The organism is Winogradskyella sp. (assembly GCF_045105575.1).
In the GTDB taxonomy this organism is placed as follows: domain Bacteria; phylum Bacteroidota; class Bacteroidia; order Flavobacteriales; family Flavobacteriaceae; genus Winogradskyella.
This window is the reverse complement of sequence record NZ_JBGCDQ010000039.1, coordinates 1-14007: the sequence shown is the minus strand read 5'-3', so window position 1 is coordinate 14007 and position 14007 is coordinate 1. Positions and strand designations below refer to the sequence as shown.

Sequence of the window (14007 nt, the reverse complement as noted above, 5' to 3'; positions counted from 1 at the left end):
CTGGGCAAAAGTAATGAATTGATTGTTAATAGAAAAACCCTTTTACACTGAATATAAAAGGGCTTGTAATTGAAATTGGTTAACCAATTCTATATGGTAAATGTGCGTTTCTTTTTGTGCTCGCTATTGTCATAACGTTTTACGCATTGGTGATAAATTTTCTTTGCTTCTTCAGCATTTCCCCAACCACCAACATCGACTTTTTTCTTTTCTAAGTCCTTGTAAACTTGAAAAAAATGTTCAATTTCTTTAATTTGATGCGGATTCATATCCGATAAATCATTTAGATTATTCCAAATAGGATCTGAAACAGGTACACAAATTATTTTTTCATCAGGTCCTTTTTCATCTGCCATATGAAATACACCTATTGGTTTTACTTCCATAACACACATCGGGAACGTTGGTTCACCTCCCATAACCAAAACATCTAATGGATCACCATCTAATGCCAATGTTTCGGGAATAAAACCATAATCGGCAGGATACATCATTGAAGAAAATAACATGCGATCGAAACGAATTTTGTGTAATGTGAAATCGTACTCGTATTTATTTCGACTTCCTTTAGGTATTTCTATTAATACATCGAAAGTTAATTTTTCTGTCGCTTTCATACTTTTTTGTATTTTGAATGTTCTAAATCTAAAGAACTTTTAATATAAAATTTCTACTTTTTTAAGGGTTGCAAATATACAGTAATGATGACGTACGACCAAAGTAAATTTAAGCAAGAAGATTTTAGAAGCTAAACCCAAAGCTACCAGTAATACCAAAACGTCTGGCATTTGGTCGGTCTAAATAATTACCTCTAAAGTTAAAATCGAGTCGAAGCACTTTAAAGATGTTAGCCACACCAAAGCTGTACTCGTAATACATGCGTGTATCAGGCGCAACAAGAGCAAATTCTACTGGATTGCCTGTAATACTTGAGGCTCTGTTGCTATCAGATAATTCTCCCCAAACTCCACGCATGCTCGCAATGGCTCTTAAATTATATTTTTTAAGAAAAGGAATCCGTGAAAAAATACGACCATTAAAATTATGTTCTACATGCAGAGACGTATAAGTATCTGTTACAAATTCATAAAAATCTAACTGAGAAAAGGTGTTGTAGATAGAAAAGTAAGTTTGGTTTCCTGGCACAACGCTCAGTAGTGCTAATGGCACGTCTCCAAAGGTTTTACCTGCTTCTACAGATGTTGTTAGTCTACCAAAACCGCCAATTTGCCAAGGTTGAATGTATGAGAATTGTACTTTGGTATAATCAAAATCACTATCAAACCAATCGCGATCTCCTCGACTGATCTGTGCAAATAAACGTGCGAAATTGGAATTTTTTTCTGAACGTTCAACTCCAAAACCAGTCATTTCACGATTTGGGAAAAAGCCTAGGGAAAGCCGACTTTCAAATTGATTAACTTCTGATGAAATTCCTGTTGGTGACGCTGCATCTAAGTAATCTAAGCTAAACTGTGGCGAGGCTGAAGCCATGTTTCTAAAACTGCCATCTATGCGCACTTCAAAATTTCTAGCAGGTTCTACTGAAAAGCCTAAATTGGTTAAATTAATATCCGTCAGTCGGTTGTTGGCACCTGTAACAATAACAGCTGAAGAAGCAAGACTTCTTCCTAATACGTCGGTTGAGCTGGTAAGACTAGCTCCCATTTGTTCTACATCACGTCTTTGACCACCAAATATGGTGAATCTACTCCGCTTGTCTAAAAGCCATTTTCCCGAAAGACCATATTTAAATTTATCATCTCCAAAGCCATAGGCGACGAAACCTTCGAGTCGCCATAAATCATTCTGACCAAAATAAGTTCTGCCTCCTGCTCGTAATCTTACGCCTTCAACATCATTATAACCAAAGGTGGAGAAAATTGGGCCATAATCTAAATTTAGACTAGGAAATTCAATATAGCCAGAAGCTAAAATACTTCCAACGTTATATAAGCGCTTAAATTTCTTTACCGTTTTAAGTGTATCTAACATTTTGTAGACACCTTTTTCGTCTTTACTTAATTCTTCAAGTCTATTCCGCTGCCAGAAGTCGTCTTCTCTATTATAAATATCTTTATCATAATTATAAACCACCTTGTCATAGAATTTAGGATCCTTTGGTTGATTAAATTTATAATTATCATAAATAGTGGTACGCTTGCCGTAAACACCTCTCGATTGTTCTTTTTTATTGATTGCAAAATCCGAAAGAAAATAATCGCGTTTGATTAGAAATACAGAATCGTTTAAAACTTCAAATTCTTGTTCTATATAAATTTCTTTCACCCAATTAATATTCGCGCTTTTTGAAGCTTGAAGGTTAATTTCTTTGATAGCGTATGTAGAATCATTAACCCAAAAATCACCTTTAAAGGTCAATTCGTTTTTTCGTCTTGGGTAGTAAATAATATTGTAACACCATTTATTATCAATGAACGCACTATCAGACAATACATAATTGTAGGTTTGAACACCTGTTCTGCTCAATGGACTTACAAAACTCTTATCAAAAAACTTAAGGTAATTATCATAGACGCTGTATTCAGAATATAAATCATCTATAAAATCTATTATCATTTGATTGTTACTAAAACCAGAGTTTTTGTTTCCCAATAAATCTTCACGCTCTTTATTAATGCTGTTATCTCCAGATATTTTCTTCACCGATTCATTCAAGAAAATAGGTAAATAGGTTTTTCCAGTGACATTAGAGGTGTCTACTTCTTCAAAAACAAACTCCATACCTTTAAATAGCTTACTTTTTATCAAGCTGCTATCAATGGTATTTAAATCAAATTCAACTTTTTCGTATTGGTCGTATTCGTATTGCTTAAATTGATTTAATCCATTTTGCCTTTTGCGTTCCCAAATCTTTTTTAGAATTCGAATTGCAGGATTTTCTGAAGCTTTCTTAGATTGTTTTCCTGTTACAATGAGGACTTCATCTAAAGAAGCAGCTTCTTCTTTTAGAACGAATTTTAAATCGTAGTTGACACTTTTTGTTAAGGGGAATTCTAATTTTTCAAAACCAACGAAGGATACCATTAAAGCGCTCCATTTTTCATCAGACTCTAAATAGAATTTCCCATCTTCATTGGTAATGGTGCCAATGGTTGAGCCTTTAAATAGGACGTTGGCATAAGGAATTGGCAGGTTATCTTCATCGAAAACGTAGCCACTCACCTTTGTTTGAGCAAACACAGATAAACATCCGAGGATAAAAAAAGAAATGAATAGTTTTAGTTTCATATTAAAAAACAAACTTCATTATAACCTTTCTAAGTTGAAACTAGAGGGTTTATAATGAAGTTTATTAAACGCAGAAAACTGCAATTTATTTGTACATTACCTTTTTAACAGCTTTTACAACAGAATCACTATTTGGTAACCATTCTGCTAATAATACTGGTGAATAAGGTGCAGGAGTATCTGCTGTATTTATTTTTACAATAGGTGCATCTAAGTAATCGAAAGCTTCAGATTGCACTAAATAAGTAATTTCAGTGGCTACATTTCCAAAAGGCCAAGCCTCTTCTAAAATCACTAATCGGTTGGTTTTCTTTACGGATTTTACAATAGCCGCTCTATCCATAGGTCTTACAGTACGTAAATCTATAATTTCGCAAGAAATACCTTCTTTTTCTAATTCGTCAGCAGCTTTGTAAGCTTCTTTGATGATTTTTCCGAATGATACGATCGTCACATCAGTGCCTTCACGTTTAATCTCAGCAACACCAATTGGTATAACATATTCTCCTTCCGGTACTTCACCTTTATCACCATACATTTGCTCACTTTCCATAAAGATAACAGGATCATCATCTCTAATAGCAGCTTTAAGTAATCCTTTGGCATCATAAGGATTAGATGGTACAATTACTTTTAAACCAGGCGTGTTAGCGAACCAATTCTCAAAAGCTTGAGAGTGCGTTGCACCTAATTGACCAGCCGAAGCGGTTGGCCCTCTAAAAACGATAGGACATTTAAATTGTCCACCAGACATTTGTCTAATTTTAGCGGCATTATTTATAATTTGGTCAATACCAACTAGAGAAAAGTTAAACGTCATGTATTCTACAATAGGACGGTTACCAGTCATGGTAGAACCAATGGCAATACCTGCAAAACCTAGCTCTGCAATTGGAGTATCAATCACACGTTTTTCTCCAAATTCATCTAACATACCTTTAGATGCTTTGTAAGCTCCGTTATATTCTGCAACTTCTTCACCCATTAAATAAATGCTCTCATCTCTGCGCATTTCTTCACTCATGGCTTCACAAATAGCTTCTCTAAATTGAATTGTCTTCATGTTCTTGTTTTTATTCGAACAGCAAAAATAATAATTATTGATTATATAATGCCATTAAATTGAGTGTGAAAAAAAGAAAATAGTTTGAAGTTGTATTTATTGAATTTTTTGTGACGATTCCATTAAAAATAAATGACCAGATCTGAGCTTAAAAAAATAAAACAGTAATGGAATTAACAAAAAATCTTCAAATTTTTGAAAAATTGATAGTTTAATCGATAAAAACTAACATTTCAAAAAATATACTATGCGTGCATAGTAAAATTCAAATTATTATATTTATCTTCGTACTCAAGAAAAAATACGTTTAAAATAAATCATTTTTATATGAAGATATTAGTATGTATTAGTCATGTACCTGATACAACATCGAAGATTAACTTTACGGACGGCGATACAAAGTTTGATACTAATGGTGTTCAATTTGTAATCAATCCTAATGACGAATTTGGTCTCACACGTGCCATGTGGTTTAAGGAAAAGCAAGGTGCAAGTGTAGATGTCGTCAATGTTGGTGGTTCGGAAACAGAACCTACTTTAAGAAAAGCTTTAGCGATTGGTGCAGATGCAGCGATTAGAGTGAATACTCCAGCAACGGATGGTTTTGCAGTAGCAAAGCAACTTGCTAAAGTAGTCAATGATGGTGGTTACGATTTAGTAATTGCAGGTAGAGAATCTATTGATTATAATGGAGCTATGGTACCTGGTATGTTAGCAAGTATGATTGGTGCTAATTTTGTGACTAATTGTATCAGTTTAGAAGTTGATGGTACTAACGCAACAGCAGTTAGAGAAATCGATGGAGGTAAAGAAACGGTTGCGACAGCCTTACCTTTAGTTATTGGTGGACAAAAAGGATTGGTTGAAGAAAGCGATCTGCGTATTCCTAATATGAGAGGTATTATGATGGCACGTAAAAAACCGTTAACGGTTATAGAACCAACAGATGCTAATGCAGAAACAAAAGCGGCAAGTTTTGAAAAGCCAGCTCCGAGAGGTGCTGTTAAGTTGGTGGCTGCTGATAATATTGATGAATTAGTGAGCTTGCTTCATAACGAAGCGAAAGTAATTTGAAAAAAGCCTACCCTAAGCCTTCCAAATGAAGGGAACTATTGGGTTGAAGTAATTCCGAAATGTCATACCGAGCGCAGTTGAAGTATCTCTAATAGGAATCTTAATGATGTTAAAGGAAATATTAATAAGTTCCTGAATCAAGTTCAGGAAGAATTTTATAAACAAAATTTTATGTCAATTTTAGTATATACAGAGTCCGAAAACGGAAAATTAAAGAAGGCAGCTCTAGAAGTGGTGTCTTATGCAAAAGCAATTGCAGACCAAATGGGAACTTCGGTTACCGCAGTTGCTATAAATGCAGAAAATGTTGAAGCTCTTGGTAATTATGGCGCTTCAAAAGTATTATCAGTAACCAATGATGCTTTAGGAAAGTTTAATGCTAAAACGTATGCTTCTGTTATTGAGCAAGCAGCCAAAAACGAAGGCGCGAAAGTAGTGGTTGTCAGTTCTAGCGCAGATAGTAAATATTTAGCACCTTTAGTTGCTGTAGGTTTAGATGCAGGTTATGTATCTAATGTTATGGAAGCACCATCTAGTGTGTCTCCCTTTACAGTAAAACGTTCGGCATTTACAAACAAAGCGTTTGCTAATACAGAAATAACTACGGATGTTAAAATAATCGGTTTATCTAATAATTCATTCGGATTAGTGGAGTCTGAAGGAACAGCTTCAGTTGAAGATTTTGCACCAACATTACCAGAATCTGGTGTGAGTGTCGTTTCTGTAGATAAAGCAACAGATAAAGTAACCATTGCAGATGCTGAGGTTGTAGTTTCTGGTGGACGTGGACTAAAAGGTCCTGAAAATTGGGGACTGATTGAAGACTTGGCAGATGTTTTAGGTGCTGCAACGGCATGTTCTAAACCTGTTTCTGATTTAGGTTGGAGACCTCATGGAGAACATGTTGGGCAAACCGGAAAACCTGTAGCGTCTAACTTATATATTGCTATTGGTATTTCTGGAGCGATTCAGCATTTAGCAGGTGTAAATTCATCAAAAGTAAAAGTGGTCATTAATACAGATCCTGAAGCTCCTTTTTTTAAGGCTGCTGATTATGGAGTTGTTGGTGATGCTTTTGAAGTTGTACCGCAATTAATAGAAAAATTAAAGGCTTTTAAAGCTGCAAACGCATAATTTTAGTACCTTGTAACGACGTAACTCATCGGTTAATCTCGACGAGTTCTCAATAAGGACTGTTTAAATTTAGAAGTTCCCTTAGACTCTTGCATTTTGTCGAAAGTATAAGGGGAATTAACCAAATCTGCAATTTGCAGTTGGTAAAGTCCAAATTTAAACAGTTCTTTGTGTTTTATAAATTATGAGTTTAGTTAAATTAAATATAAAAGGCATTTCTTACAGTCAAACCCAAAATGGTGCCTACGCTTTAATACTTAATGAAGTAGATGGCGACCGTAAATTGCCAATAGTTATTGGTGCATTTGAAGCGCAATCTATTGCTATTGCTCTAGAAAAGGAAATTCGTCCTCCACGTCCTTTAACCCACGATTTGTTTAAAAATTTCGCAGACCGCTTTGATATTATTGTCAAGCAAGTGATTATTCACAAACTCGTTGATGGAGTATTTTATTCGAGTTTAATTTGTGAACGCGACAAAATTGAAGAGATTATAGATGCTAGAACGAGTGATGCAATTGCCTTGGCTTTACGTTTTCAGGCGCCAATATTTACCTACAAAAATATATTAGATAAAGCAGGAATCTATCTTAAAGTCAACCCAAAAAAGGATGATGAAGAACAAGATAGTATTCTTGTAGATGACCTTATTGTTGAAGAAATTGAAGCGGCTTCAGCTGAGCAAGAAGGTTACAAAAATAAATCCCAAGAAGAACTTAACAAACTCTTAGAAGAAGCCGTAAATAATGAAGATTATGAAACGGCTGCCAAAATAAGAGACGAAATTTCTAAACGTTAATTAAAATTTTCTTTTTATGAATCAGTTTTTCAAGGTTGTGCTTGCTATTTTTATTGGACTTTCATCAATTACAGCACAAGAACTTGAAAAAACATGGCAAACAGCAGTTCCCTTTGGTAGTGATTATTCAACTTTAGAATTTAACAAAGGAGAATTCAATTTTTCATCAGATGCCAAAGAAAATCTTCGTGGAGACTATATGTACCAAAATAATTTATTGGTACTTTATCACAACGACTCTCTAAATTCAATCAAAAGATATAAGATTACAGAACTTACTGATTCTACATTGGTTTTTTCTGGAAAAGACATGCGTTTTAATCTCGTCGCAGTTAAAGACGACGTCGTCATCGCAGCGACTGAGACTTCTGTAGATACAATTATTCCAAATCAAGGTTTTTCGATAACCAGTTTATGGCGTGGTGTTTTAGGAATGGTTAGTTTAATTTTTATCGCTTTTCTGTTTAGTAGTAATCGCAGAGCAATCAATTGGAAGACAGTTGGTATCGGACTCATGTTTCAACTCATTATTGCTGTAGGAGTTTTAAAAGTAGATTTTATAAAATCTGTTTTTGAGTATGTTGGTCAAGGTTTTATTGCCATACTAGGCTTTACACAAGCAGGTAGTGAGTTTTTATTTGGTGGCATGTTAGATGTCAATTCGTTCGGTTTTATATTTGCGTTTCAAGTTTTACCGACCATTATTTTCTTTTCAGCCTTAACGTCTGTGTTGTTTTATTTAGGATTGATTCAGAAAGTCGTCAAAGGCATGGGTTGGCTTTTATCTAAAGTTTTAGGCATTTCTGGAGCAGAAAGTTTAAGTGTTGCAGGAAATATTTTCTTAGGTCAAACCGAAGCTCCACTCTTAATAAAGGCCTATTTGGAAAAAATGAATAAGTCTGAAATACTCCTTGTTATGATTGGGGGAATGGCAACGGTTGCAGGTGCGGTTTTAGCGGCTTATATTGGGTTTTTGGGTGGAGAAGACGAAGCGCTACAATTATTTTATGCCAAACATTTATTAGCAGCTTCGGTCATGGCGGCTCCTGGTGCTATCGTGATTTCAAAAATACTTTTCCCTCAAACTGAAGCTATTAATACAGATGTTTCAGTATCTCAGGAAAAGATAGGCTCTAATATTTTAGAATCTATTGCTAATGGCACTACAGAGGGTTTAAAATTAGCTGTTAATGTTGGTGCGATGCTTTTGGTGTTTGTAGCATTTATAGCAATGATAAATGGTATTTTAGGTGGAATGGCAGGATTTGATGGTTTTACAATTGAAGCCTTAAATATCAATTGGCATTTTACCTCACTTAACGAAATTATTGCGAATAACACACCTTACGACAGTTTGTCTTTAGAGTTTCTTTTAGGCTATTTATTTGCACCTTTAATGTGGTTAATTGGTGTGTCTTCTGAGGATATGGCATTGATGGGACAACTTCTAGGGATTAAATTAGCCGCAAGTGAGTTTATTGGATACATTCAATTGGCAGATTTAAAAAATGCAGCCAATGCTACACATCTTACTTACGAGAAGTCCATCATTATGGCAACGTATATGCTTTGTGGTTTTGCAAATTTTGCTTCTATAGGTATTCAAATTGGAGGTATTGGATCTTTAGCTCCAGAACAACGCAAGCAACTTTCTAAATTCGGAATGAAAGCGTTGATTGGTGGTACGCTCGCTTCACTTATTTCTGCGACTATTGCTGGGATGATTATTGGGTAAAAGCCCCTTTAATTCCCCAGAGGGGAAAAACTACTGTTGAGGATAATCACTCTGTTAGTTAATAACTTTTAATATTTGTTGTCTAATATTTCTAGTCAACATTTATCATTTATCTAAATTCGTTATTTAATATTTTACATTAATTATAAGAAAGTTTCTTCCCAGCTTGTGCTGAGCGCAGTCGAAGTTTGGGAAGACGGAAGATGGGCTTATGAAACAATATCACGACCTAGTAAAACACGTTTTAGCCGAAGGCAACGACAAAGGAGATCGTACAGGTACTGGCACAAAAAGTGTTTTTGGTTACCAAATGCGATTCGATTTAAGCGAAGGCTTTCCGATGGTAACCACTAAAAAGTTACATTTAAAATCTATTATATACGAATTGCTTTGGTTCCTCAAAGGTGATACAAACATCAATTACTTAACAGAAAACGGTGTAAAAATTTGGAATGATTGGGCAGACGACAATGGAGATCTTGGGCCCGTTTATGGTCATCAATGGCGCAATTGGGCGAGTGAAGACATCGATCAGATTAAAGAGGTGATTCAAAGTTTAAAAAATAACCCAAACAGTCGCAGAATGTTGGTGTCGGCTTGGAATCCTTCTGTGCTTCCAGATACCTCAAAATCATTTTCTGAAAATGTAGCCAATGGAAAAGCAGCGTTGCCTCCATGCCATGCGTTTTTTCAGTTTTATGTGGCTAATGGCAAATTATCTTGTCAACTCTACCAACGCAGTGCAGATATCTTTTTGGGAGTACCGTTTAACATTGCATCTTATGCTTTGTTTACCATGATGATGGCACAAGTATGTGGTTTTGAAGCAGGTGATTTTATTCACACCTTTGGTGATGCACACATTTATAATAACCATAAAGAACAGCTAGCATTACAATTGTCTAGGGACATTAGACCTTTACCTAAAATGATTTTGAATACTGAAGTGAAAGATATTTTCGACTTTAAATTTGAAGATTTTACCTTAGAAGGTTACGATCCTCATCCTCATATTAAAGGTAAAGTGGCCGTTTAAATTTTTTATATGAGGTATTTTATCATTGCGTTGACAATGCTTTTTAGTTGTCTTTCTTACAGCCAAGTCACAACTTACACCCAAGCACAGTTAGACTCTATGTCGCAAGACTCTGAACGATCTAAATCTAATATAGTGCAGAAAAAGAAAGATTCATTAAATTTTAAAATTGTAGAGCGTGTTGCGATATATAAAGGTTGTGAAAATGAAATAAGCAATCAACAAAAGCAGGACTGCATGAGTCAAAAAGTGGCCACATTTTTTGAACAGAATTACAATACAAATTTGCCAAAAGATTCTAAAGTTCCGTCAGGAAAGACAAGAGTGCTTATTAAATTTAATGTTGATGAGCGAGGCAATATTGTCGATGGAGTTGCAAGAGGAGCAGATGCATATTTAGAAAATGAAGCCTTACGTGTCCTAAAATTACTACCTAAATTAACACCTGGTTATTTTAAGGGTAAGCCTATAAAAATGCCTTTTAGCTTTCCTTTAATAATAGTTATTGCTAATAAAAATGATAAAGTTACAACGACTTACCCAGTGTATAGAGGTTGCGACAAAGAAGCGTCTAACGAAGAATTAAAAAAATGTTCGATTAAAAAAATCAAGGATTTTATAAAATTGAGTTTCGATTATGAAATGGCAGAACGTGTATTTCCATTAGAGCAATCCACGCAATTTCAAGTAGATTTTATAATCAATAAAAAAGGAAAAATAGAACAGGTAAATGCAAAAGCAAATCATCGTGCTATTGCTATTGAAGCCATTAGAATAGCAAAACGTTTGCCCAAATTTAAAGTGCCAGGTACTAAAAATGGCAAACCTATTAACACACCGTTTAGTTTGCTAATGACCGTTTATTTTATCTAAATTGTTGTTTAACAGAACTAAAAAAGCGTCTCGAAATAAATTGAAACGCTTTTTTTAATGTCTTCTCTATTTATAGAAATATCCTATAAATTAATAACACAGTTTTCTGCCGCAGCAAATTCGTTATAAGCAAAAGCATCTGCTTGCTCATCGTTAACGTAAGCACCATCAACTAAGTATCTAAACTCGTAAGAGGTATCTTTTGCTAAATCTAAAGTCCCTTTAAAGGTACCGTTTTTTTGTTTTTTCAATTCAGTAGCTTCAGTATTCCACTCGTTAAAGCTTCCAACGACTGCTACATTTTTTGCCTCTTTTGCAGGAACAGAAAATGTTACTTTACAAACAGGCTTAGACTTTAAATACTGTTTTTTAATTGCCATAATAATAAATTTAAATAATTACGCGACAAAAGTATAAAAGTTAAATGCAAAAAAAAGCGATTAAATACCTAAAAATTAAAGAATTATCATTTTCTTAAAATAGTAATTCGTTTTCATTTAAGAATGTAATATTTAAAGACTTATTTTGTGGTTTTAACAACATTACAATCAATTGCTTGATGTCTGATTATCAGCGACATCGTTTTCGGTAAGTCTCATAGTATAAAGTCAGCAGCTTACGATAACGATTTAGTAAAAAACTAGTATCTTTAACTTATTAAATTACGGTTATGTTTGGTAAGAAAAAACAAGTCACAACTATAGATAAAGAGCAACTAGAGCTCATTGAAAATGCGCAAAAACGCATTAAGCAAAAGAAGCGCTTGTATATTCATTTTGTGGTGTTTTTAATCGGTTCTGTCTTTTTTATCGTGGCGAATAATTTTTTAGCTATTGGTGAAAAATATGTTTTAGGAGGACAAGGTTGGTGGTTTTATCTTGTGTTGGCATGGTTATTACTTCTTATTTATCATTTTGTAAGTGTCTTTATTACCAACAAATTTATGGGTAAGGCGTGGGAAAAACAGCAACTCGATAAATTGGTAAATCAACAGCAAACACGAATAGAAAAATTAAAAAAGAACTTTCTAAAAGAAGAAACAAAAATTGCACAAACCCAAGCATACACCGAAGCTAAGGAAAAGCCTATGGAATTAGAAAAAAAAAAGAGTTCTGAATTAACAATCATAGTTGCAGCAGGCGAAAATAATGCCATCGGAAAAGACAATGATTTAATATGGCATTTAAGTGACGATCTTAAACGTTTTAAGTCGCTAACAAATGGACATCATATCATTATGGGACGCAAAACGTTCGAAAGTTTTCCAAAACCCTTACCAAATCGCACACATATCGTTATAACACGGCAAAGCAATTACCAAGCGCCTGAAGGAGTTATTATTGTGAATACTCTAGACGATGCTATTGATGCCGCAAAATCAGACCATCAACCTTTTGTAATAGGTGGTGGTGAAATCTACAAACAAGCGATGCCTTTGGTAGATAAATTAGAAATCACCAGAGTACATGCCGATTTTGAAAATGCAGATACCTATTTCCCAGAAATAGATGAAACACAATGGCAAGAAGTGAACAGAACAACACATGATGCTGATGAAAAGCATGCGCATGCGTTTTCGTTTATTACGTATTTGAAAAAATAATTGGTAGTAAGGTTGAGGAGCTTAATTTAGAAATAGGCAAGTCCTTGTTGATATGTTTTAGTCTTTTAAGATATAAACAACTAAACCAGCTAAAAGAAAAAACACCTTCACTAAATTTTAGTTAGGGTGTTTTTTTGTTATACGGTCTTAAACTTTTAATAATTTGTAAGAGCCTAATTTTACTTCTGATTACCTTTCTTTTGGACAGGCTTAGGGATGATCTTATTAAATATCAAAAGCAGTCTTCACTTTATCCACATAATCCAACTTTTCCCAAGTAAACAATTCTACATCTAAAGTTATAGGTTCACCATTAGGTTGCTCAAATGTTTTGTTTACAACTTCGTGATCTCTTCCCATGTGTCCGTAAGCTGCAGTTTCGCTATACATTGGCTGACGTAATTTTAAACGACTCTCAATAGCTGCAGGTCGCATATCAAATAGTTTTTCAACGGTTTTAGCAATTTCACCATCGGTTAAGTTAAAATGGCAAGTGCCGTAGGTATCGATAAAAATTCCCATAGGTTCTACCACACCAATCGCATAAGAGACTTGTACCAATACTTCGTCACACAAACCTGCGGCAACTAAGTTTTTAGCAATATGTCTGGTCGCATACGCAGCACTACGATCTACTTTACTTGGATCTTTACCTGAAAATGCTCCACCACCATGTGCGCCTTTTCCACCGTAAGTATCTACAATAATTTTACGTCCTGTTAAACCTGTATCTCCATGTGGTCCACCAATTACAAATTTCCCTGTTGGGTTAATGTGATATGTGATATCGTCGTTAAACAAGTCTTGAATATGTTTTGGCAATTTAGCAACCACTCTAGGAATCAAAATCTCTACAATTTCTTTTCTAATGGTGGCTAACATCTTTTCTTCTGCATCAAAATCATCGTGTTGTGTAGAAACCACAATAGAATCAATGCGCTGAGGTGTGTTGTCGTCACTATATTCTATAGTTACTTGACTTTTAGAATCTGGTCGTAAATACGTAATCTCCTTGTTTTCGCGACGTAATTCTGCTAGTTCTTTTAAAATGCGATGAGACAAATCTAAAGCTAAAGGCATATAGTTTTCAGTCTCATTGGTAGCGTAACCAAACATCATTCCTTGGTCACCAGCACCTTGTTCTTCTTTAGTGGCTCTATCGACACCACGATTAATGTCTTCCGACTGCTCATGTATGGCAGAAAATACTCCACAAGAATTGCCATCAAACATATACGCACTTTTAGTGTAGCCTATTTTGTTAATGGTATCTCTTGCAATTTTTTGCACGTCGAGGTAGGTGTTCGATTTTACTTCACCAGCAAGTACAACTTGACCAGTAGTAACTAAGGTTTCACAAGCAACTTTCGACTCACTATCAAAGGCTAAAAAATTATCTATTAAAGCATCACTAATTTGATCAGCTACTTTATCTGGA

General features: G+C 34.8%; 12 protein-coding genes. 7 read left to right on the top strand and 5 right to left on the bottom strand.

The window, feature by feature from the left end:
* Positions 1 to 89: 89 nt before the first annotated feature.
* The 3 genes from AB8B52_RS09560 to AB8B52_RS09550 all read right to left on the bottom strand — a co-directional run bounded on the left by AB8B52_RS09560 (position 90) and on the right by AB8B52_RS09550 (position 4315).
* On the bottom strand, positions 90 to 617 hold the full coding sequence (locus tag AB8B52_RS09560; protein ID WP_406027495.1) for an inorganic diphosphatase: 528 nt from the start codon (positions 615 to 617) through the stop codon (positions 90 to 92).
* A 124-nt stretch (positions 618 to 741) separates the two neighbouring features.
* A complete protein-coding gene (locus AB8B52_RS09555) occupies positions 742 to 3252 on the bottom strand; it encodes a DUF5686 family protein (protein ID WP_406027493.1) in 2511 nt (836 codons plus the stop codon).
* A gap of 85 nt (positions 3253 to 3337) precedes the next feature.
* On the bottom strand, positions 3338 to 4315 hold the full coding sequence (locus AB8B52_RS09550) for a pyruvate dehydrogenase complex E1 component subunit beta (RefSeq protein WP_406027491.1): 978 nt from the start codon (positions 4313 to 4315) through the stop codon (positions 3338 to 3340).
* 327 nt (positions 4316 to 4642) lie between these two features.
* Here AB8B52_RS09550 and AB8B52_RS09545 point away from each other — a divergent pair, with 327 nt between their 5' ends.
* From AB8B52_RS09545 to AB8B52_RS09520, 6 genes are all read left to right on the top strand, one after another.
* A complete protein-coding gene (locus tag AB8B52_RS09545) occupies positions 4643 to 5389 on the top strand; it encodes an electron transfer flavoprotein subunit beta/FixA family protein (protein WP_406027489.1) in 747 nt (248 codons plus the stop codon).
* A 171-nt stretch (positions 5390 to 5560) separates the two neighbouring features.
* On the top strand, positions 5561 to 6523 hold the full coding sequence (locus AB8B52_RS09540; protein WP_406027488.1) for an electron transfer flavoprotein subunit alpha/FixB family protein: 963 nt from the start codon (positions 5561 to 5563) through the stop codon (positions 6521 to 6523).
* A gap of 184 nt (positions 6524 to 6707) precedes the next feature.
* Positions 6708 to 7322: a bifunctional nuclease domain-containing protein gene (locus tag AB8B52_RS09535; protein ID WP_406027486.1), complete on the top strand. Its 615-nt coding sequence runs from the start codon at positions 6708 to 6710 to the stop codon at positions 7320 to 7322.
* 16 nt (positions 7323 to 7338) lie between these two features.
* Positions 7339 to 9057: a NupC/NupG family nucleoside CNT transporter gene (locus tag AB8B52_RS09530; protein WP_406027484.1), complete on the top strand. Its 1719-nt coding sequence runs from the start codon at positions 7339 to 7341 to the stop codon at positions 9055 to 9057.
* A gap of 211 nt (positions 9058 to 9268) precedes the next feature.
* A complete protein-coding gene (locus AB8B52_RS09525) occupies positions 9269 to 10093 on the top strand; it encodes a thymidylate synthase (protein WP_406027482.1) in 825 nt (274 codons plus the stop codon).
* A 9-nt stretch (positions 10094 to 10102) separates the two neighbouring features.
* Positions 10103 to 10966, top strand: a complete 864-nt coding sequence (locus AB8B52_RS09520) for an energy transducer TonB (RefSeq protein ID WP_406027481.1) — start codon at positions 10103 to 10105, stop codon at positions 10964 to 10966.
* 83 nt (positions 10967 to 11049) lie between these two features.
* On the opposite strand, the gene AB8B52_RS09515 is transcribed toward AB8B52_RS09520, so the two are convergent.
* Complete coding sequence (locus AB8B52_RS09515; RefSeq protein ID WP_406027479.1) at positions 11050 to 11346, bottom strand: isoamylase early set domain-containing protein; 297 nt, start codon at positions 11344 to 11346, stop codon at positions 11050 to 11052.
* 290 nt (positions 11347 to 11636) lie between these two features.
* Here AB8B52_RS09515 and AB8B52_RS09510 point away from each other — a divergent pair, with 290 nt between their 5' ends.
* Complete coding sequence (locus tag AB8B52_RS09510) at positions 11637 to 12569, top strand: dihydrofolate reductase (RefSeq protein ID WP_406027477.1); 933 nt, start codon at positions 11637 to 11639, stop codon at positions 12567 to 12569.
* Between the two features lie 225 nt (positions 12570 to 12794).
* On the opposite strand, the gene metK is transcribed toward AB8B52_RS09510, so the two are convergent.
* Positions 12795 to 14007 (bottom strand): methionine adenosyltransferase (metK, locus tag AB8B52_RS09505; RefSeq protein ID WP_406027475.1); only part of this gene is annotated, 1213 nt, incomplete at its 5' end.